Genomic DNA, 18,269 nt, shown 5'->3' on the forward strand with positions numbered 1-18,269 from the left:
GCCATCTGTCGATTTCCAAGGGGCGGTGACCGGTGGTCGCCGCCCTTAGTTTTTGAGCTTGTAGCCCGTCCGGAAGATCCAGGTGATCGCTGCGAGCGGGACGAGGATCGTCAGCATCATGCCGAGGATGCTTGCGCCCAACGGCACGTCCGCGACCCCGTAAAAGGTCCAGCGATAGCCCGAGACAAGATAGATGATCGGGTTGACGAGCGTGACCGTGCGCCAGGGCTCGGCGAGCGCGCTCACCGAATAGAAAACCCCGCCGAGGAACGTGAGCGGAGTGACCACGAGAAGGGGGACGAACTGCAGTTGCTCGAAATTGTTGGCCAACAGCCCGATGAAGAAGCCGAGCAGGCAGAACCCGAGCGCGATCAGGACGAGGAACAGCAGCATCAGCGCAGGATGCTGCACCTCGACATCGACGAACAGCGTCGCCGTCAGCAAGGTGACGAGCGCGAGGATTACAGACTTGGTCGCGGCTGCGCCTACATAGGCGCTGACCGTCTCGAACGGCGAGAGCGGGGCCGAGAGGATTTCGTAAATGGTGCCCGTGAACTTGGGGAAATAGATGCCGAAGCTGGCATTGGAGATGGACTGGGTCAGCACCGACAGCAGGATGAGGCCCGGCACGATGAAGCTGCCATAGTCGATCCCCGCCATGTCGCTCATGCGGCTGCCGATTGCCGATCCGAACACCAGGAAATAGAGCGCGGTGGTGATTACCGGCGCCACGAGGCTTTGCCAGAGCGTGCGGCGCCAGCGCGCCATCTCGAACCGATAGATCGCTGCGACGCCGCGCAGGTTCATGCCTGCTTCTCCTCATTGACAAGCGTCACGAATATATCCTCGAGGCTCGACTGGCGGGTAGTCAGGTCCTTCCAGGCGATGTCGCTTTCATCGAGCCGCCGCATCAGCCGAGGAATACCGCTTTCTTCGGCATGCCCATCGAAATCATAGCAAAGTGTCGATCCGTCATCGTCGAGATGGACATCCCAGTCCGACAGCGAAGGCGGAATCGCGTTGAGCGGCGTTTCGAGGAAAATCTTGAGCGTCTTGCGACCCATTCGGCGCATCAGCTCATCCTTCTCGCCAAGGGCGACGATCTCGCCCTTGCGGATCACGCCTACGCGATCGGCCATTTCCTCGGCCTCGTCGATATAATGGGTGGTGAGGATGATGGTGGTTCCGCCCGATCGCAGGCTACGCACCAGCTCCCACATGTCGCGGCGCAATTCGACATCGACGCCGGCAGTGGGTTCGTCGAGGAAAAGGATGTCGGGCTCGTGCGACAGTGCCTTGGCGATCATCACCCGGCGCTTCATTCCGCCCGACAATTCCATCATGCGGCTCTTGCGCTTGTCCCACAGCGTCAGCCGCTTGAGCAGGTCTTCGAGATAGGCATCATCGCCGGGCTTGCCGAACAGGCCGCGGGTGAAGCGCACCGTGTCCCACACGGTCTCGAAGGCGTCGGTGGTCAGCTCTTGCGGAACGAGACCGACATGTTCGCGCGCGGCGCGATAATCGCTTTCGATGTCATGGCCGTGGACGCGGACCGTTCCGCCACTCTTGGTGACGATCCCGCAAACGATCGAGATGAGGCTGGTCTTGCCCGCTCCGTTGGGGCCCAGGAGCGCGAAAATCTCGCCCTTCCGGATAGTGAGGTCGATGCCCTTGAGGGCTTCGAAACCGCCCGCATAGACCTTGCGAAGGTTCTCGATCTCGAGGACGTTCACTCCTTCTCCTCGATCTTCAGCCCGTGGCGCATCAGCATCGGCATGTTGGCGGCGGCGAAAATGAAGGTGAGGGGAAGCATCGCCCAGATCTTGAAGCTGATCCAGAAATCGGTCGACGTGGTGCGCCAGACGATCTCATTCAGACCCGCCATGGCGATGAAGAAATAGGCCCAGTTGCGCGAGAGTTTCATCCATCCCTCGGTCGAAAGGCCGGGATAGGCCGATCCCAAGATCGATTTGAGAAGCGGCCGCCCGGTCAGGACGCCGAACAGCAACAGGCTGCCCGCCGACCCGTAGAAGAGTGTCGGCTTGATCTTGATGAAGGTCTCGCTCTGCAGCCAGATCGTCAGACCGCCCATAACCAGTACCAATACCGCCGAGAAAAGCTGCAGGCCCGACACGTGACGGACCGCGACATAGCTGATGATCATCGCGGTGAGGATCGCGACCATGAAGACCGCGGTGGCGGTAAAGATGTCGAACCGCCAGTTGGCGAGGAAGAAAAGCAGGAGCGGGCCGAGATCGAGCAGCAACTGCTTGCCCGCCGACAGCTTTTTCTTCTCCGCCTCGATCGCGGGGCCGGGATTGATGTCGTTCATTGGGGAGGAAGTCCTGCGATGGCGCGGGCGACGGCGCGGGGGTCGAAGGGGCGAAGATCGTCGACGCCTTCGCCGACGCCGATGGCGTGAATGGGAAGACCGAATTTTTCGGCGGCGGCGACGAGCACGCCGCCGCGGGCGGTGCCGTCGAGCTTGGTCATGACGAGGCCGGTCACTCCGGCGGTTTCCTGGAAGACCTCGATCTGGTTCAAGGCGTTCTGGCCGGTGGTGGCGTCGAGGACGAGGATGACGTCATGGGGAGCGGCTTCGTTCAATTTGCCCAACACCCTGCGAACCTTGGACAATTCGTCCATGAGGTGCTGCTTGTTCTGCAAGCGGCCCGCGGTGTCGACGATGAGCACGTCGATGCCGGTCTCGGTGGCCTGCTTGACGCCGTCAAAGACGATCGATGCGGGATCGCCGCCTTCCTTGCCCGCGATCACCGGCGCGTGGATGCGTTCGCCCCAGATCTTCAGCTGTTCGATCGCGGCGGCGCGAAAGGTGTCGCCCGCGGCGAGGAGGACGCCATAATCCTGTTCCATCAGATGATGGCCGATCTTGCCGATCGTGGTGGTCTTGCCAGAGCCATTGACGCCGATCACGAGAATGACGTGGGGGCGGGGAAATCCGTGGATATCGAGCGGCTTGGCGACCGGCGTTAAAATCTTTTCGATCTCTTCTGCGAGGATCGTACGCAGCCCGCGTTCATCGAGCTGTTCGAAGCGGCGCGCGGCGATCGCGTCGCGGATGCGCTTCGAGGCCTCGGGGCCGAGATCGGAAGCGATCAGCGCTTCCTCGATATCGTCGAGGGTCGTGGTATCGAGCGCGGTTTTCGAGGTCAGGCCGGAGATATTTTCCCCGATGCGGTCCGCGGTCTTGCGAAAGCCGCCGGTGAGGCGGTCAAGCCAACTCATTCGAATGTCCCTGTCAGAAAGCTGTCGGTTGCGCCGGTGATGCGCACCTTGCCGTAAGCGCCGCGAGCGGCACCTTCAACCATGATCGGCGCGAAGGCGTCGGTATGGCCCTTGCCGTGATTTTCGATGAGCGCTGGCTGGACGGTGCCGACCTGCGCATCGAGCCAGGCGCGGCGCCGTTCGGCGGCGCGGCGGCGCAGCCGGGCGGCACGGCGCTTGATCAATTGGCGGTCGAGCTGGGGCATGCGCGCGGCGGGGGTCTTTTCGCGCGGGCTGAAGGGGAAGATATGCGCGGCGACGATGTCGCAATCGTCGAGCAATTTGAGCGTGTTAAGCGCCATTTCCTCAGTTTCGGTGGGAAAGCCCGCGATGAGGTCGGCGCCAATCGTGGTCTCGGGGCGTGCGGCCTTGATCTTGTCGACGATCGCGACGGCCTGCGCGCGGCTGTGGCGGCGCTTCATGCGCTTCAGGATCATGTCGTCGCCTGCCTGCAGCGACAGATGGAAATGGGGCAGGAGGCGCTCGTCTCCCGCGAGCAGTTCGTAGAGCGGGCCGTCGATCTCGATACTGTCGATGCTGGAGAGGCGCAGGCGCTTGAGGCGCGGTTCGTCGGCGAGCAGCCTCTGGAGCATGGCGCCAAGGGTCGCGCCATTATCGTCATAGCTGGTGATATCGACGCCGGTGATGACGATTTCGGCCACCCCGCGATCGAGTTCGGCGGCGACGGCGCGGCGCACCTCGTCATAGGGAAGCGAACGGCTGTTCCCCCGGCCATAGGGGATGGTGCAGAAAGTGCAGCGATGGTCGCAGCCATTCTGCACCGACACGAAGCTGCGCACCTTGCCCTGGAAGCCCGCAGCGACCGGATCGGCCTTTGCCGTCATGACGTCAGAGGGCAAGTCCTTGACGGCATTGGCGATTTTGGCGGGGTGCAGCTTGTCGGCATTGCCGAGCAATGCATCGACCTCGGGCATGGCGCGGAAGGTCTCAGGTTCGATCTGCGCCGCGCAACCGGTGACGAGAAGCCGGGCATCGGGATGGTCGCGGCGAGCGCGGCGGACCGCCTGGCGCGTGTGGCGCACCGCCTCGGCGGTGACCGCGCAGCTGTTGACGATGACGAGATCCTGTTCGCCCTTGGCATCGAGCGCGCGCTTCATCGTCTCGCTTTCGGCATAGTTGAGCCGGCAGCCGAGGGTGATGGTCTCGACGCTCATGCCAGCGCGTCCATGTCAATGTCGCCGGTGAAGACATGGGTGGCAGGGCCGCGCATCAGAATGTTCTGGCCCGGCGCCCAGCTGATTTCGAGCGTGCCGCCGTCCATTTCCACCTCGACCGGCGAGATGGCGAGCTTTCGACCGATTGCGGCGACCGCGGTGGCGCAGGCGCCGGTTCCGCAGGCACGGGTAAGCCCCGCGCCCCGTTCCCAGGTGCGCAGCCGCACCTTTCCATCGTTCACCTCGGCGACATTGACGTTGATCCGGTCGGGGAAGGCGGGATCGGTCTCGATGCGCGGGCCGAGGTCGCCAAGCGGGACGGCATCGAGGTCATCGACGAAGAAAACGAGGTGGGGATTGCCGACATTGACCGCATCGGGGGCCGAAAGCTGGTCCCAGGCCATCGGCAGGGGACGGGTGTCGACCGGATCGGCAATCGGGATCTGGTCATGCGCAAAGCGCGGCGGGGGCAGTTCGATACTGACCATGTCGTCGACGGTTACGCCGGTGAGCAAGCCGCCCTCGGTCTCGATCGTCGGGGCGCCGGTGAGCGACACCACGCAGCGTGCGGCGTTGCCGCAGGCGCTGGCGGGCTTTCCGTCGGGATTCCAGATGCGCATCCGCACCTCAGCCTTCTCGCCCGGTTCGATCAGGATGAGCTGGTCGCAGCCCACGCCTTCGCGCCGGTCGCACAGCGCGCGCACCTGCGCCCCGCCGAGATCGACCGGCTGCCGGCGCGCGTCGATGACAATGAAGTCATTGCCCAGACCGTGCATCTTGTGAAAGCGAAGCTTCATGGAGTGAGCGACTTAGTGATGCCCGGCCTTCAGGGCAATGGCGGCGCTTTTTCCGGGGTCGGTTCGTTGAAACAATCGCAGCGCAGTGCGTTGGGATGCGCATGGAACTCAATCCCGCTATCGCGATCGACGGACTCGATGCCGACCTGCTGCTCCGCGTCGGCCTGGCCGCGCTGATCGGCCTGCTCCTTGGGTTCGACCGGGAATTGCGCGGTCATGCGGCCGGGATGCGAACGCATGGCATCGTCTGCGTGTCGGCGGCGGCGATGACGATTTCGGTGATGGCCATCTATCTCCAGTTGGGGCCCGCGCGGATGGACCCCCTGCGCCTGTTCGAGGCGGCGGGCGCCTTCATCGGGATCATCGGGGCGGGTCTCATCATCTTTTCCAAGGGGCGGGTACATAATCTCACCACCGCCGCGCATCTGTGGCTGACCGCGGTGATCGGGATCGCCTGCGGCGCGGGGCAATGGCCGCTGGTCCTGATCGGCACGGTGATCAGCGTGGTGATGATCACCTTGCTGGGGATTGCCGAGAAGATGGTGCGGCGCGGCCACAGGCTGGAGAAGGAACCGCGCGAGGAGTGATTTCGTCGCGCTCGCCGATTGCCCCCGCCGGAGAATTGGACGATGGTGAGCAAGTGACGAACCAATCGGGGGATGCAGTTTTCATGCAGGACGGGGAACGGCGCGGATGAGCAATGCCTTTGCGCCGATCGACACGGAATTGCGCCAGAAGGCGCAGGACGTGATCGACTATTGGTTCGACGAAGTAGGACCCGAGGGCTGGTTCACCAAGGATCCCGCACGCGATGCCGAGATCAAGGAGAAATGGGGCGCGCTTCGCCAGCGGGTGATCGACGAGGAAGGACGGGTGTGGCGCGAGGGGCCGAGACGGATCCTTGCCGCGGTCATCCTGCTCGACCAGTTCTCGCGCAATATCCATCGCGGGTCGGCCAAGGCGTTCGAGGCCGATGGGCTGGCGCGCCGCTTGACGCGGCGGGCAATCGCCAAGGGGTGGGACCAGCGGATGAGCAAGGAGCAACGCCGCTTTCTCTACATGCCGCTGATGCATTCGGAGGATCTGGACGACCAGGAAGAGAGTGTCCGGCTGTTCGATGCGATGAGCGAGGAGGGTCGCGACAAGTTCGCGCATCTCCATTACCAGCAGATCGCCGATTTCGGACGTTTCCCCGGGCGGAACGAAGCGCTGGGCCGGACGAGCACCGCCGAGGAGCGGATCGCGCTCGAAGGGGGAGCGGCTTTCTGAGCGCGGCGGGAACGGGGCGACGCGCGGGCGGTTGTGCTGCCGCCAGTCCTGATTTTTCCGAGGCGCTCCGGTGATCGAACCCCTGATCGAGGCATTGCTGCCTTTCATCGCCATCGGTTTTGCCGCGCAGGTCGTCGACGGGTCGCTGGGGATGGCATTCGGGGTGATCTCGAACACGCTGCTCATCAGCATCGGGATGCCGCCTGCCGCAGCGTCGGCGGGAGTGCATGTCGTCGAAACCTTTACCACGGGCGCCTCGGCGGCGAGCCATGTGTGGCATCGCAGCGTGCGCTGGAAGCTGTTCCTGCGGCTGATGATCCCCGGGGTGATCGGCGGGGTGCTGGGTGCCTATCTGTTGACGCAGGTCGATGCGAGCATCGCTCGGCCTTTCGTGCTCACCTACCTGTCGCTGATCGGGGTCACCTTGTTGTGGCGGGGTTTCCGCTATCCGCCGAGCGAGAAGAGTCCCAAGGTGGTCGAGCCGCTGGGGTTGGTCGGCGGTTTCCTCGATGCTGCGGGCGGCGGGGGCTGGGGGCCGGTGGTGACGAGCAATCTCCTCGTCCAGGGCGCGAGCCCCCGCCATGTGATCGGATCGGTCAACGCCGCCGAATTCTTCCTGACCGTCGCGGTCTCGGCGACTTTCATCGCGGCGCTGGGCTGGGCAGCCTTCACCACCGCGACGGTGGGGCTTCTCATCGGCGGGATGATCGCCGCGCCCTTCGGGGCGATGCTTGCCAAGCGAGTGAGCGCCAAGACGCTTTTGATGGTAGTCGGTGTCGTCCTGACGCTTACCAGCGTCTATGGGGTGGTGATGGCGCTGCGCTAAAGAAGCTCAGTCCTCGTCGACATGTTCGGGCAGGTCCGAGCGGTCGGTCGAGGCGAATTCCTCCAGCTCCTTCTCGGTCATGCTGTCATACATTTCCTTCGAGGCGCCTTTCAGTTCGGAGACCTTGGTCTCGCCGCGCTTGGCTGACAATGCGGCGCCGGCGGCTTTCTGCTGGGCTGCGGACTTGGCGGGCATGATATTTCCTCCCTGGTGGTTTCGATGGGTCAACGCGGGAGGCGGGGAGCGCGATCCGCTTGACGTGGCGGCCGGTCTCACCTAGAGGCGCGCTCGTCGATTGTACGACAGATCGAGAACCGCAGCGCTTATGGCGCACGCTGGCCGACGAGGTTTCGTCCGCCGGCGTTTCTTGCGTTACGGCCTCGATCGATAGGGAGAAGTGAATGTTTGACAGCCTGAGCGACCGCCTTTCCGGTGTGTTCGACAAGCTCCGCGGACGCGGCGCCTTGTCGGAAACCGAAGTGCGCGCCGCCATGCGCGAAGTGCGCGTGGCACTGCTCGAGGCCGATGTCGCTCTCCCCGTCGCCCGCGAATTCGTCGAGGAAGTCACCGAGCGCGCGGTGGGCGAGGAAGTCGTCCGCTCGGTCACGCCGGGGCAGATGGTCGTCAAGATCGTCAACGATGCGCTGGTCGAGCTTTTGGGTTCGACCAATGCCGAACTCGACCTCAACACCAGCCCGCCCGCCGTCGTGATGATGGTCGGTCTGCAGGGCTCGGGCAAGACGACCACCACGGCGAAGCTCGCCAAGCGGCTCAAGGAGAAGGACCGCAAGAAGGTCATGATGGCCTCGCTCGACGTGGCGCGTCCGGCCGCGCAGGAGCAGCTCGCGGTGCTCGGGCGGCAGGCCGGGGTGGACACGCTGCCGATCGTGGCGGGCCAGTCGCCGACCGATATCGCCAAGCGGGCGCTCGAGAGCGCGCGGCTGCAGGGCTACGACGTCCTGATGCTCGACACGGCGGGTCGTCTCCATGTCGATCAGCAGCTGATGGACGAGATGAACGCCATCGCGGCGGCCTCCAAGCCGGCCGAGACCTTGCTCGTTGTCGACAGTCTGACGGGCCAGGACGCGGTCAATGTCGCCAAGGGCTTTGGCGCCGAAGTCGAATTGAGCGGCGTCATCCTCACCCGCATGGACGGCGATGCGCGCGGCGGCGCGGCGCTGTCGATGCGCAAGGTGACGGGCAAGCCGATCAAGTTCGCCGGGACGGGCGAGGGGCTCGATGCGATCGAGCCGTTCCATCCCGACCGCGTCGCCGGGCGCATCCTCGGCATGGGCGATGTCGTCAGCCTCGTCGAGAAGGCCGCCGAGACGGTCAAGATGGAGGATGCCGAGCGTCTTGCGAAGAAGATGGAGAAGGGGAAGTTCGATCTCGACGACCTCGCTCTCCAGATCAAGCAGATGCAGGCGATGGGTGGCGTCGGGGCGCTCGCCAAGATGATGCCCGGGATGAAAGGCATGAAGGCGGCGGGCGATGTCGACGAGAAGGCGCTGACGCGGCTCGAGGCGATGATGAGCTCGATGACGCCGGGCGAGCGGGCCAAGCCCAAGATCATCAACGCCAAGCGCAAGATCCGGATCGCCAAGGGCTCGGGCACGACCGTGCAGGACGTGAACAAGCTGTTGAAGATGCACCAGCAGATGGAAAGCGCGATGAAGAAGCTCAAGAAGATGGGCGGCTTCGGGAAACTCGCGGCGATGTTCGGTGGGGGCAAGGGGCTGCCCGGCGGGGATGGGATGCCCGATCTCGGCGGTGCGCTGCCTGGCGGGCTTCCGGGGCTTGGCGGTCCCGGGGCGCCTGGTGGCTTGCCGCCCGGTTTTGACAAGTTTTCAAAGAAATAGACCTGATTTTTTAGAAGGAAGAAGAAAATGGCAGTTGCAATTCGTCTCGCCCGTGGTGGCGCCAAGAAGCGGCCTTATTACCGCATCGTCGTGGCCGACAGCCGTCGTTCGCGCGATGGTCGTTTCATCGAGCGCGTCGGCAGCTACAACCCGCTGCTCGCCAAGGACGATCCCGAGCGCGTGAAGCTCGACCAGGACCGCATCCGTCACTGGCTGTCGGTCGGCGCGCAGCCGTCGGACCGCGTGCTTCGCTTCCTCGATGCCGCGGGCATCATGGAGCGTCCGGCGCGCAACAATCCGCAGAAGGCCGAGCCGGGCGAGAAGGCCAAGGAGCGTCTCGAAGAGAAGGCCCAGAAGGAAGCCGACGCCAAGGAAGCCGAAGAAGCGGCGAAGGCCGAAGCCGAAGCGCCCAAGGAAGAAGCTACCGAGGAAGCACCGGCGGAAGAAGCCAAGGCTGACGAAGCTCCGGCTGAAGGAGCCAAGGCTGAAGAAGCTCCGGCTGACGAAGCCAAGGCCGAGGAAGCGTCGGAAGACGCCGAGAAGGCCGAATAACAGCCATGACGTCACCGGCGGCATCGGCGGGGCGCGTCGCGCTGGCCGCGGTCGCCGGAGCGCATGGTATCAAGGGCGAGGTCCGCTTGAAGCTGTTTGCCGAAGGGGTGGACAGCTTAAAGAAAGCGGCCTCGCTTTTTGTTGGCGGAGTCGAGCGCAAGCCTCTCTCGGTGCGCGCGGGCGGCAAGGCCGTGATCGCGCGCTTCGAGGGCGTCGAAAGCCGCGATGCCGCCGAGGCGCTTCGCGGCCAATTGATCGAGATCGACCGCGACGAGCTGCCGCCGCTCGAGGAAGGCGAATATTATTTCTCCGACCTCATCGGGTTGGCGGTCGTCGACGAGGATGGCGAGGCGATCGGCACGGTCCGGAGCGTGGACAATTTCGGGGCGAGCGACGTGGTCGAGATCGAGCGCCCGAGCGGCAAGAGCTTCATGGTGCCGCTGATCCCCCAAGCGGTGCCCGAATGGGACGAGGAACGTCTCGTCGTGACCAGGGATTTTGCCGAGGAATGAACTAGCGGCGGAGCGGGCGCTCCTTCGCCAGATCGTTGCGGATCGTGGTCGAGGCCACCCCGCCCTGGCCCATGGCATTGGAAATCTGGTCGAGACCGATCACCACGTCGCCCGCAGCATAGAGGCCCTCGACGCTACAGCGCTGGTGATCGTCGACCCATAGACAGCCATCGCCCTTCAGCTTTGCCCCGACCATCTCGGCCAGCTGGACATGGGTGTCCGAGCCGAGCGCGGGGTAGATGCTGGTGAAGGCCATCGTCCGGTCATCGGCAGTCGTCACGCAGATCTTTTCCTTGGCGGGGTCGATTGCCTCGACTGGCCCGTCGACGGTGCGGATGCCCGCCTCGTCGAGCATCCTGCGGTCCTTTGCGTCGAGTTCGTGCGGGCCGCCGGGGGCGATGAGGATGATGTCATCGGTGTAGCCGCGAATGAAATTGGCCTCAGCGGCGCCATGATGGCCGGTGCCGATCACGCCCACTGGCTTGTCGGTGACTTCATAGCCGTCGCAGATCGGGCAGTAGCGAATGAGGCCGCGTGCCATAGCTTCGTCATGGACTTCGCGTTCGAGCATCGGCGGGCGGCGGTTGGTGACGCCGGTGGCAAGCAATACGGTGCGCGCGCGCACTGGACCCGATCCCCATTCGGCGGTGAAGATGCCGTCCTCGTCCAGATCGAGCCGGGTGACTTGCCCGTCCTTGATCTCGGCGCCGTAGCGGACCGCTTGCTCCTTCATCCGGTCAAGCAATTCCTTGCCGTTGATGCCGTCGGGAAAGCCCGCATGGTTGTGGCTGCGCGGGATCCAGGCGGCGCGGCTGTCGCCTCCGTCGACGATTACCGTGTCGAGATAATAGCGCGCGAGGTAGATGGCCGCGGTCAGTCCAGCGGGACCGGCGCCCACCACGAGGCAATCGAGGGTCTTGTCCATTTCCAGCCAATGCCGCGCCCGGCGCTTCTGTTCCGCCGGGCGAGGGAACGGCGGGGCAGGCGCGCTCGTTGAAAGCTGTCGGCAGGATGGAGGTTCAGGATGCGAAGGGAAATTCTCTTATTGCTCGCCACGGGACTGGTCGCGGGATGCGCACCGAGCGAAGGCACCGAAAATGGCGAAGCGCCGCCGAGCGAGGTCGCCAGCGGCGAGGGCGAGGTGGTGAGCGACAGCAAGGGGATGCCCGTTCCCGACAATACGACGGGAACGCGGCCCGCGGGCGAGCCCGCCAGCTTCACCGTGCGCGGCACCGTGCGGCAGGGAACCGAATGTCCGGTACTCGAAACCGAGGACGGGCGGCGTTTCGCCCTGTCGCTGGGAAGCGGCGGCGATTATGCGCCGGGCACCCGGCTCGAAGTGGTCGGCGAAATGGCCGATGCCTCTTTCTGCATGGAAGGCGAAGGCACGATCATTCCCGACCGGATCGTCGTTCTCGAACCATAGGGCTTACGGGGTCGCACGAGGGCAAGGCTTGCGCTATGCGCCGCGCATGACCTTTCGTGCATCCATATTGACGCTCTATCCCGACATGTTTCCGGGGCCGTTGGGCGCGTCGCTCGCGGGGCGGGCACTGGAGGACGGCAAATGGTCGCTCGATGTCACCAACATCCGCGACTTTGCCGCCGACAAGCACCGCACCGTCGATGACACGCCCGCCGGGGGCGGAGCGGGTATGGTGCTGCGCTGTGACGTTCTGGCCGCTGCATTGGACAGCGTCGCCGACGGGCGGCCGATGCTGGCAATGAGCCCGAGGGGCAAGCCGCTCGACCAGGCGCGGGTGCGCGACCTGTCGGCGGGCGAGGGGGCGATCGTGCTGTGCGGGCGCTTCGAGGGTTTCGACGAGCGCATTTTCGAGGCACGCGATGTCGAGCCGGTGTCGATCGGCGATTATGTGCTGTCGGGCGGCGAACTGGGGGCGATGGTGCTTCTCGATGCTTGCATTCGGCTGCTGCCCGGGGTAATGGGCGCGGCCTCCAGCGGAGAGGAGGAGAGCTTCGAGCAAGGTCTCCTGGAATATCCGCACTATACCCGACCTTATGAATGGGAAGGGCGCACGATCCCCGAAGTGCTGCGATCTGGGGATCATGCGAAGATTGCCGCTTGGCGCAAGGCAAGGGCAATCGAGGATACAAGGCTACGGCGGCCGGACCTGATGGAGCGTCATGGGGACGCTCGGGACCAGTCGCCCTCTGGCGCGCGGCGAAAAGAAGAGAGTTAGGTCATGAACCTGATCCAGACGCTCGAGCAGGAACAGATTGCCGAGCTTACCAAGGACAAGAAGATTCCCGAATTCCGCCCGGGTGACACGCTGCGCATCGGTGTGCGCGTGACCGAAGGCGAACGGACCCGTGTCCAGAATTTCGAAGGCGTGTGCATCGCCCGTTCGAACCGTGGCGTGAACAGCAATTTCACGGTTCGCAAGATTTCCTTCGGTGAAGGCGTGGAACGCGTGTTCCCGCTCTATTCGCCGAACATCGACAGCATCACGGTCGTGCGCAAGGGCGCCGTGCGTCGCGCCAAGCTTTATTATCTGCGTGGTCGCACCGGTAAGGCCGCTCGTATCGCCGAGCGCAAGGACAACCGCCCCGCCAAGGGCGAGTGACCTTGAAGTCAGGCCAGCGACCGGCTTGATCGACATGGGGGCGTCCGGCATCAGTGCCGGGCGCCCCTTTTTCTTATTTCCGGAGGATGCATGCGTCTTGCCACCCTATTCGCCTTCACGCTTGCCATGACGAGCCCTGCCAGCGCCGAGGAACTGACCCTCGAGCGGGTCTTCGCCAGCCCCGATCTCGACGGGCCGAGCCCGCGCAGCCCCGAACTGGCGCCCGACGGTTCGCTGCTCACCCTGTTGTTGCCGCGTCCCGAGGACCGGCAGCGCTATGACCTGTGGGCGATGGATGCCGATGGCGGCGAGTGGCGGATGCTGGTCGACAGCGAGAAGGTGGGAACAGGCGCCGAGCTGTCCGAAGCCGAGAAGATGCAGCGCGAGCGCGCGCGCATCGGCGGCCTCAAGGGCATCGTCGCCTATCAGTGGACGCGCGACGGTCGCATCCTCGTTCCGCTCGACGGCGATCTCTACCTGGCCGGGACCGACGGGACGATCACTCGCCTGACCGACACCGAGGAAGGCGAACTTAATCCCGCGATCAGCCCTGAGGGGCGCTATCTTTCCTTCGTTCGCGACCGGCGGCTCTTTGTCGGGCCGGTGGGCGGCGAAGTCGAGGCGGTGACGCCGCTCGAGATCGACGAGACGGTGCATTGGGGCGAAGCCGAATTCGTCGCGCAGGAAGAAATGAGCCGCACCACCGGCTATTGGTGGAGCCCCGATGACCGGCGGATCGCGGTGCAGCGGTTCGACGAGGCGCCGGTGAAAATCGTCACCCGCACCTCGATCGGGGCCGAGGGCACCTCGACCTATGACCAGCGCTATCCCGCCGCGGGAACCGACAATGTTCTTACCGGCCTTTTCATCATCGATGCCGATGGCGGCAACCGGGTGAAGGTCGACCTGGGCGAGGAAAAGGACATTTATCTCGCGCGGGTCGACTGGGCGCCCGACGGCAAGACGCTTTATGTCCAGCGGCAGGACCGGGCGCAGACGCGGCTCGACCTTCTTGCGGTCGATCCGGCGACGGGGAAAAGCGAACTCCTGTTCAGCGAACGGGCCGCCGAGGGGCATTGGATCAACCTTTCGGACGCCTATAAATTCCTCAAAGACGGGTCGCTCGTCTGGTGGTCCGAGCGCGACGGTTTCGGGCATCTTTACCTGCGCAGCCCCGACGGGCGCTGGCGGCAGCTGACCCAAGGGCCTTGGGTCGTCGATGAACTGGACGGTGTCGACGAGGATGCGGGGCGGCTCTTCTTCACCGCCAATCGCGACAATGTGATCGAGCAGCATCTTTATGCGCTCGATTATGTTCGCGAAGGCTCCGAGCCGGTGCGGCTGACCGAGGAAGGTTTCACGCACAAGGCCAAGATGGACAAGAAGGGCAAGCGCGCGATCATCGAACGGTCGAGCAGCGAGCGGCCGAGCCAGTCCTATCTCGCCGATGCCTCGGGCAACCGGATTGCCTGGATCGAGGAAAATGCGCTCGATGCCGACCATCCCTATGCGCCTTATCTCGACAGCCATGAGCCGAGCCGGTTCGGGACCATCGAGGGGCCGGACGGGACGCGGCTGCATTACGAGATGATCCTTCCGGCCGACATGGAGCCGGGCAAGCGCTATCCGGTCTTCTTTCAGCATTATGGCGGGCCGCACGCGCAGACCGTCCGCCAGTCCTGGGGCGGGGCGCTTCGCCAGTGGATCGTCGACCAGGGCTATATCTTCTTCCAGCTCGACAATCGGGGGTCCGCGGGTCGCGGGGTCGACTTCGAGAAGGCCATCTATCGCGCGATGGGCGGGCCAGAGGTCGATGACCAGCGTGTCGGGGCCGAATGGCTCAAGACGCTCGACTATGTCGATCCCGAGCGGATCGCGACCTATGGTTGGAGCTATGGCGGCTATATGACGCTCAAGATGCTGGCGCGCGATCCGGGGCTTTATGCCGCGGGGGTCGCGGGCGCTCCGGTGACCAAGTGGGAGCTTTACGACACCCATTATACCGAGCGCTACATGGGCGATCCGCGCAAGGTGCAGGCGGCCTATGACAAGGCGTCGACCTTCGATGGATATGAGCGGATCGACGACCCGCTGCTGCTCATTCACGGGATGAGCGATGACAATGTGGTACTCGACAATTCGACGATGATGGCGGCCAAGCTGCAGGAGGCGCGGATTCCGTTCCAGATGATGTTCTACCCGGGGCATGCCCATGGCGTGCGGGGGCCGAACGTGTCGGTCCACCTGTGGAACACGATCATGGACTTTCTCCATGTCCACGGGGTTCCCGGCGGCGCGCGTTGATTTTGGCGGGGGCGGCCTTATGTCGCCCGCGAGCCTGAGAATTTGAAGGAAGCGAAATGGGTTACAAGGTCGCCGTGGTCGGCGCGACGGGCAATGTCGGGCGCGAGATCCTCGCCATCCTGGCCGAACGGGAATTTCCCTTTGACGAGATCGCGGCGCTGGCGTCGGGGCGCTCGGCGGGGGAGCGGATCGACATTGGTGACAGCGGCAAGGAAGTGAAGGTCCGCAATCTCGAGCATTTCGATTTTGAAGGCTGGGACATCGCCTTGTTCGCGGCGGGCTCCGAAGTGTCGAAGAAATATGCCGAGAAGGCTGCCAAGGCGGGCTGCACGGTGATCGACAATTCGTCGCTGTTCCGGATGGACCCCGATGTGCCGCTGATCGTGCCCGAGGTGAATGCCGAGGCGATCGACGGCTACAAGGCGCGCAATATCATCGCCAATCCCAATTGCTCGACCGCGCAGATGGTGGTGGCGTTGAAGCCGCTTCACGATGCGGCGACGATCAAGCGGGTGGTGGTGGCGACCTACCAGTCGGTATCGGGCGCGGGGCGGGCGGCAATGGACGAATTGTTCAAGCAGAGCCGCGACATTTTCGTCGGCGATCCGGCCGAGCCCGAACAGTTCACCAAGCAGATCGCGTTCAATGTCATTCCCCATATCGACGACTTTCTCGAGGACGGGTCGACCAAAGAGGAATGGAAGATGGTCGCGGAGACCAAGAAGATCCTCGGGTCGAAGATCAAGGTGAGCGCGACCTGCGTTCGGGTGCCGGTGTTCGTTGGCCATTCCGAAGCGGTGAATGTCGAATTTGCCGAGGAAATCTCGGCCAAGGAAGCGCAGAAGATCCTGCGCGAGGCACCGGGCGTGATGCTGGTCGATAAGCGCGAGGACGGGGGTTATGTGACGCCGGTCGAATGTGTCGGCGACTATGCGACCTTCGTGAGCCGGGTGCGCGAGGACCCGACGGTCGACAGTGGGCTGTCGCTGTGGTGCGTTTCGGACAATCTCAGGAAGGGTGCGGCGCTGAACGCGGTGCAGATCGCCGAGCTTCTGGGCCGGCGCCACCTGCAGAAGGCCTGAAGATGAGCACCGAGCGATATGAGCCGCCGGTCGATCCCTATGCGGGGGCGCGGGCGGCGAGCGGGCTGCTGGCTTTCGAGATCCTGCGGCGCTGGGCGCGGCGCTGGCTGATCATCCTGCCGATCGCCTTTCTCATCGGCATCGTGCTGTCCGATTATTCGTGGATCTTCTGGGTGCCGGCGGCGATCGGGGGCGTATCGCTCCTGGTGCGGCTCATGCTCATCCGTTTCGTTCGCAAGCGCATTCCGCGTGGGCAGCGCGGGCCGATCGATGTCGAGGGGAGCCGCGTGATCGAGGGCGACCGGATCGAGGATCTGCGCGACTAGAGTGCCGACCAGTAGCGGTAGAGGCTTTCGCGCACGAAGCGCAGCTTCATGTGGTTTTCATGGTCCATCTTGTCGCCTTCGAGGGCGGCGATTTCGCCCAGTTCGAAGAGCATGTGCCGCTTGAAGGGATCCGAAACGCGGCTCTGGATGAAGCTGATCGCGACGAGCCGTTCGCCCTTCGTGACCTCGGTGACTTCGTGGAGCGCGTTCGAGGGATAGATGATCGCTTCGCCGGGCTTCAGCTTGAAGTCCATCGAGCCTTCGCCGAGCCAGACGCGTAGCGCGCCGCCTTCATAGCTGTCGGGATCGTTGAGGAAGACGGTGCAGCTGAGGTCCGAGCGCACGGTCCCCTTGGGAAGCTGGAGATAGGCCGCATCGCCATGCGTGCCATATTTCATCCCCTTCTCATATTTGGTGAGAAGCGGGGGCGCGAGCGCGGTCGCAAAGGTGAATTCCATGAATTCGGGGCTGCGCAGCATGGCATCGCGGACGATCGAGGATGATTGTTCGTAGATCTTCGCGTCGTGCAGCTGGAGATTCTGCTTGGCGGTGTTGGCGGGATTGGTGATCCGCCCGTCGACGAAGGGCGCATCGGCGGCGATGGCGCGTAGGCGGTCGATCTCGGCGGGTTCGAGCAGGGGAAGGATCCGGTACATGGCTTCAACCCTTGCCGCGATGCGCCGCGCGAGGCAAGGCGGGTCGCATGATCGATCCTGAACTTGCCGCCCGCCTCAAGCGCTGGGCGATCCGCTGGGCCATCGGTGGTGCGCTCATCTTTCTCGTCGTGACGATCGAGCCGCGCATCGCCCCGCTGGCGTGGGTCGCCGCGGGAGTTGCCTTCGGGACGCTGGCGGCGATGATCGCGGCGCATTTCTATCTGCGGAGAAAGAAGTGAGCGAAGTCGAAGTCCATTATTGGCAAGCCAGCGACGGGGTTTCGCTCGCCTATCGCGCGATGGGCGAGGAAGATGGTTCGCCGGTCATTCTCGTCCACGGCCTGTTTTCGGACGGGCTCACCAACTGGATCAAATTTGGCCATGCCGCGATGCTGGTCGAAGCGGGGTTCCGCGTGCTGATGCCCGACCTTCGCGCGCACGGCCTGTCGGATGCGCCGCATGATCCCGAAGCCTATCCCGACGGCATCCTCGGTCGCGACCTGTGCGAAATGGTCGAGATGCTCGGGCTGGAGCAGGGCGGATATGACCTCGGCGGATTTTCGCTGGGCAGTCGGACGACGGTGCAGGCGGTGGGCGCGGGATTGGAGCCGCGCCGCGCCATCCTGTCGGGCATGGGGCTCGAAGGACTGACCGGATGGGACCGGCGCCAGCAATTCTTCATCGAGGCAATCGACCATTTCGACGAGGTCAAGCGCGGCGATCCGCATTTCATGGCGGTGAGTTTCATGAAGACAATGGGGGTCGACCGCGTCGCGGCGCGGCACCTTCTGCCGAGTTTCACCGATGCGAAAAGCCAGTGGCTCGAAGCCTTCACCATGCCGACCGCGGTCATCTGCGGGACAGAGGATCAAGATAATGGCTCGGCGCCCGCACTGGCCGATGCATTGCCCCATGGCGAATATATGCCGATCCCCGGCACCCATATGTCGAGCGTGACGCACAAGGACCTCGGGCAGGCGCTCGTGCGTTTCCTGACGGCCGCTTGATTTTGGAAGTGCGCGGGATAGTGTCCCGCATGACC

Annotated in this window: 23 protein-coding genes; 14 read left to right on the forward strand and 9 right to left on the reverse strand. The window is 64.1% G+C overall.

Annotation, left to right across the window (positions count from 1 at the left end; translation table 11 throughout):
- Positions 1-45 precede the first annotated feature (45 nt).
- Genes FHS50_RS03505 through dapF form a run of 6 tightly spaced genes read right to left on the reverse strand, consistent with a single transcriptional unit; the run spans position 46 to position 5,257 of the window.
- The gene (locus FHS50_RS03505; RefSeq protein WP_183932989.1) at positions 46-807 is read right to left on the reverse strand and encodes an ABC transporter permease; all 762 of its coding nucleotides are present in this window, start codon (positions 805-807) and stop codon (positions 46-48) included.
- On the reverse strand, positions 804-1,733 hold the full coding sequence (locus tag FHS50_RS03510; RefSeq protein ID WP_183932990.1) for an ABC transporter ATP-binding protein: 930 nt from the start codon (positions 1,731-1,733) through the stop codon (positions 804-806). Before FHS50_RS03510 ends, FHS50_RS03505 begins: the two co-directional genes overlap by 4 nt.
- Complete coding sequence (locus FHS50_RS03515) at positions 1,730-2,332, reverse strand: septation protein A (protein ID WP_183932992.1); 603 nt, start codon at positions 2,330-2,332, stop codon at positions 1,730-1,732. The genes FHS50_RS03510 and FHS50_RS03515 overlap by 4 nt, the downstream gene beginning before the upstream one ends.
- On the reverse strand, positions 2,329-3,246 hold the full coding sequence (gene ftsY / locus FHS50_RS03520; protein WP_183932993.1) for a signal recognition particle-docking protein FtsY: 918 nt from the start codon (positions 3,244-3,246) through the stop codon (positions 2,329-2,331). The genes FHS50_RS03515 and ftsY overlap by 4 nt, the downstream gene beginning before the upstream one ends.
- On the reverse strand, positions 3,243-4,460 hold the full coding sequence (gene mtaB / locus FHS50_RS03525; protein ID WP_183932994.1) for a tRNA (N(6)-L-threonylcarbamoyladenosine(37)-C(2))-methylthiotransferase MtaB: 1,218 nt from the start codon (positions 4,458-4,460) through the stop codon (positions 3,243-3,245). Before mtaB ends, ftsY begins: the two co-directional genes overlap by 4 nt.
- A complete protein-coding gene (gene dapF, locus FHS50_RS03530) occupies positions 4,457-5,257 on the reverse strand; it encodes a diaminopimelate epimerase (RefSeq protein ID WP_183932995.1) in 801 nt (266 codons plus the stop codon). Before dapF ends, mtaB begins: the two co-directional genes overlap by 4 nt.
- A 101-nt stretch (positions 5,258-5,358) precedes the next feature.
- Between dapF and FHS50_RS03535 the strand changes: the two genes are divergently transcribed.
- The 3 genes from FHS50_RS03535 (at position 5,359) to FHS50_RS03545 (ending at position 7,352) form a co-directional block, all read left to right on the forward strand.
- On the forward strand, positions 5,359-5,844 hold the full coding sequence (locus tag FHS50_RS03535; RefSeq protein ID WP_183932996.1) for an MgtC/SapB family protein: 486 nt from the start codon (positions 5,359-5,361) through the stop codon (positions 5,842-5,844).
- A gap of 106 nt (positions 5,845-5,950) precedes the next feature.
- Positions 5,951-6,526 carry a DUF924 family protein gene (locus FHS50_RS03540; protein WP_183932997.1) on the forward strand — a complete coding sequence of 192 codons (576 nt, stop codon included), beginning with the start codon at positions 5,951-5,953 and terminating at the stop codon, positions 6,524-6,526.
- Between the two features lie 70 nt (positions 6,527-6,596).
- A complete protein-coding gene (locus FHS50_RS03545; RefSeq protein ID WP_183932998.1) occupies positions 6,597-7,352 on the forward strand; it encodes a sulfite exporter TauE/SafE family protein in 756 nt (251 codons plus the stop codon).
- 6 nt (positions 7,353-7,358) lie between these two features.
- Here the strand turns inward: FHS50_RS03545 and FHS50_RS03550 are convergent, their stop codons facing one another.
- On the reverse strand, positions 7,359-7,547 hold the full coding sequence (locus FHS50_RS03550) for a DUF3008 family protein (RefSeq protein ID WP_183932999.1): 189 nt from the start codon (positions 7,545-7,547) through the stop codon (positions 7,359-7,361).
- 206 nt (positions 7,548-7,753) lie between these two features.
- Here FHS50_RS03550 and ffh point away from each other — a divergent pair, with 206 nt between their 5' ends.
- From ffh to rimM, 3 genes are read left to right on the forward strand one after another with little or no spacing between them, the layout of a single operon-like run.
- On the forward strand, positions 7,754-9,211 hold the full coding sequence (gene ffh / locus FHS50_RS03555) for a signal recognition particle protein (protein WP_183933000.1): 1,458 nt from the start codon (positions 7,754-7,756) through the stop codon (positions 9,209-9,211).
- Between the two features lie 27 nt (positions 9,212-9,238).
- Positions 9,239-9,763, forward strand: coding sequence for a 30S ribosomal protein S16 (gene rpsP, locus FHS50_RS03560; protein ID WP_183933001.1), 525 nt, complete (start codon positions 9,239-9,241; stop codon positions 9,761-9,763).
- Positions 9,764-9,768: 5 nt separating this feature from the next.
- Entirely contained in the window at positions 9,769-10,275 is a 507-nt protein-coding gene (rimM, locus tag FHS50_RS03565; protein ID WP_183933002.1) for a ribosome maturation factor RimM, read from the forward strand.
- A gap of 1 nt (position 10,276) precedes the next feature.
- Here rimM and FHS50_RS03570 read toward each other — a convergent pair whose 3' ends face one another.
- Positions 10,277-11,200 (reverse strand): NAD(P)/FAD-dependent oxidoreductase, encoded by a 924-nt coding sequence (locus FHS50_RS03570; RefSeq protein WP_183933003.1) that lies wholly within the window; start codon positions 11,198-11,200, stop codon positions 10,277-10,279.
- Positions 11,201-11,299: 99 nt separating this feature from the next.
- On the opposite strand from FHS50_RS03570, the gene FHS50_RS03575 reads away from it, so the two are divergent.
- From FHS50_RS03575 to FHS50_RS03600, 6 genes are all read left to right on the forward strand, one after another.
- Complete coding sequence (locus tag FHS50_RS03575) at positions 11,300-11,701, forward strand: DUF5818 domain-containing protein (protein ID WP_183933004.1); 402 nt, start codon at positions 11,300-11,302, stop codon at positions 11,699-11,701.
- A gap of 46 nt (positions 11,702-11,747) precedes the next feature.
- On the forward strand, positions 11,748-12,476 hold the full coding sequence (gene trmD / locus FHS50_RS03580) for a tRNA (guanosine(37)-N1)-methyltransferase TrmD (protein ID WP_183933005.1): 729 nt from the start codon (positions 11,748-11,750) through the stop codon (positions 12,474-12,476).
- Between the two features lie 3 nt (positions 12,477-12,479).
- Positions 12,480-12,860, forward strand: a complete 381-nt coding sequence (gene rplS, locus FHS50_RS03585; RefSeq protein ID WP_183933006.1) for a 50S ribosomal protein L19 — start codon at positions 12,480-12,482, stop codon at positions 12,858-12,860.
- Positions 12,861-12,950: 90 nt separating this feature from the next.
- Complete coding sequence (locus FHS50_RS03590; RefSeq protein ID WP_183933007.1) at positions 12,951-15,164, forward strand: S9 family peptidase; 2,214 nt, start codon at positions 12,951-12,953, stop codon at positions 15,162-15,164.
- Positions 15,165-15,220: 56 nt separating this feature from the next.
- The gene (locus FHS50_RS03595; RefSeq protein ID WP_183933008.1) at positions 15,221-16,246 is read left to right on the forward strand and encodes an aspartate-semialdehyde dehydrogenase; all 1,026 of its coding nucleotides are present in this window, start codon (positions 15,221-15,223) and stop codon (positions 16,244-16,246) included.
- A 2-nt stretch (positions 16,247-16,248) separates the two neighbouring features.
- Positions 16,249-16,572 (forward strand): hypothetical protein, encoded by a 324-nt coding sequence (locus FHS50_RS03600; protein WP_183933010.1) that lies wholly within the window; start codon positions 16,249-16,251, stop codon positions 16,570-16,572.
- Here the strand turns inward: FHS50_RS03600 and FHS50_RS03605 are convergent.
- Positions 16,569-17,228 (reverse strand): Fe2+-dependent dioxygenase, encoded by a 660-nt coding sequence (locus FHS50_RS03605; RefSeq protein ID WP_183933011.1) that lies wholly within the window; start codon positions 17,226-17,228, stop codon positions 16,569-16,571. The genes FHS50_RS03600 and FHS50_RS03605 overlap by 4 nt on opposite strands.
- Positions 17,229-17,275: 47 nt before the next feature.
- Between FHS50_RS03605 and FHS50_RS03610 the strand changes: the two genes are divergently transcribed.
- Positions 17,276-17,467, forward strand: a complete 192-nt coding sequence (locus FHS50_RS03610) for a hypothetical protein (RefSeq protein ID WP_183933013.1) — start codon at positions 17,276-17,278, stop codon at positions 17,465-17,467.
- Positions 17,464-18,234 (forward strand): alpha/beta fold hydrolase, encoded by a 771-nt coding sequence (locus tag FHS50_RS03615; RefSeq protein ID WP_265568968.1) that lies wholly within the window; start codon positions 17,464-17,466, stop codon positions 18,232-18,234. Before FHS50_RS03610 ends, FHS50_RS03615 begins: the two co-directional genes overlap by 4 nt.
- The last annotated feature ends 35 nt before the right edge of the window (positions 18,235-18,269 follow it).

The organism is Sphingomicrobium lutaoense (assembly GCF_014195685.1).
Classification (GTDB): Bacteria; Pseudomonadota; Alphaproteobacteria; order Sphingomonadales; family Sphingomonadaceae; genus Sphingomicrobium; species Sphingomicrobium lutaoense.

Bases quoted from the DNA above. Each gene is read 5' to 3' on its own strand.
- ftsY (WP_183932993.1), bottom strand. From the start codon at position 3,246: ATGAGTTGGCTTGACCGCCTCACCGGCGGCTTTCGCAAGACCGCGGAC.
- FHS50_RS03540 (WP_183932997.1), top strand. From the start codon at position 5,951: ATGAGCAATGCCTTTGCGCCGATCGACACGGAATTGCGCCAGAAGGCG.
- FHS50_RS03595 (WP_183933008.1), top strand. From the start codon at position 15,221: ATGGGTTACAAGGTCGCCGTGGTCGGCGCGACGGGCAATGTCGGGCGC.
- trmD (WP_183933005.1), top strand. From the start codon at position 11,748: ATGACCTTTCGTGCATCCATATTGACGCTCTATCCCGACATGTTTCCG.
- rplS (WP_183933006.1), top strand. From the start codon at position 12,480: ATGAACCTGATCCAGACGCTCGAGCAGGAACAGATTGCCGAGCTTACC.
- FHS50_RS03590 (WP_183933007.1), top strand. From the start codon at position 12,951: ATGCGTCTTGCCACCCTATTCGCCTTCACGCTTGCCATGACGAGCCCT.
- FHS50_RS03570 (WP_183933003.1), bottom strand. From the start codon at position 11,200: ATGGACAAGACCCTCGATTGCCTCGTGGTGGGCGCCGGTCCCGCTGGA.
- FHS50_RS03610 (WP_183933013.1), top strand. From the start codon at position 17,276: ATGATCGATCCTGAACTTGCCGCCCGCCTCAAGCGCTGGGCGATCCGC.
- FHS50_RS03600 (WP_183933010.1), top strand. From the start codon at position 16,249: ATGAGCACCGAGCGATATGAGCCGCCGGTCGATCCCTATGCGGGGGCG.
- dapF (WP_183932995.1), bottom strand. From the start codon at position 5,257: ATGAAGCTTCGCTTTCACAAGATGCACGGTCTGGGCAATGACTTCATT.
- FHS50_RS03575 (WP_183933004.1), top strand. From the start codon at position 11,300: ATGCGAAGGGAAATTCTCTTATTGCTCGCCACGGGACTGGTCGCGGGA.
- ffh (WP_183933000.1), top strand. From the start codon at position 7,754: ATGTTTGACAGCCTGAGCGACCGCCTTTCCGGTGTGTTCGACAAGCTC.
- rpsP (WP_183933001.1), top strand. From the start codon at position 9,239: ATGGCAGTTGCAATTCGTCTCGCCCGTGGTGGCGCCAAGAAGCGGCCT.
- rimM (WP_183933002.1), top strand. From the start codon at position 9,769: ATGACGTCACCGGCGGCATCGGCGGGGCGCGTCGCGCTGGCCGCGGTC.
- FHS50_RS03515 (WP_183932992.1), bottom strand. From the start codon at position 2,332: ATGAACGACATCAATCCCGGCCCCGCGATCGAGGCGGAGAAGAAAAAG.
- mtaB (WP_183932994.1), bottom strand. From the start codon at position 4,460: ATGAGCGTCGAGACCATCACCCTCGGCTGCCGGCTCAACTATGCCGAA.
- FHS50_RS03550 (WP_183932999.1), bottom strand. From the start codon at position 7,547: ATGCCCGCCAAGTCCGCAGCCCAGCAGAAAGCCGCCGGCGCCGCATTG.
- FHS50_RS03505 (WP_183932989.1), bottom strand. From the start codon at position 807: ATGAACCTGCGCGGCGTCGCAGCGATCTATCGGTTCGAGATGGCGCGC.
- FHS50_RS03605 (WP_183933011.1), bottom strand. From the start codon at position 17,228: ATGTACCGGATCCTTCCCCTGCTCGAACCCGCCGAGATCGACCGCCTA.
- FHS50_RS03535 (WP_183932996.1), top strand. From the start codon at position 5,359: ATGGAACTCAATCCCGCTATCGCGATCGACGGACTCGATGCCGACCTG.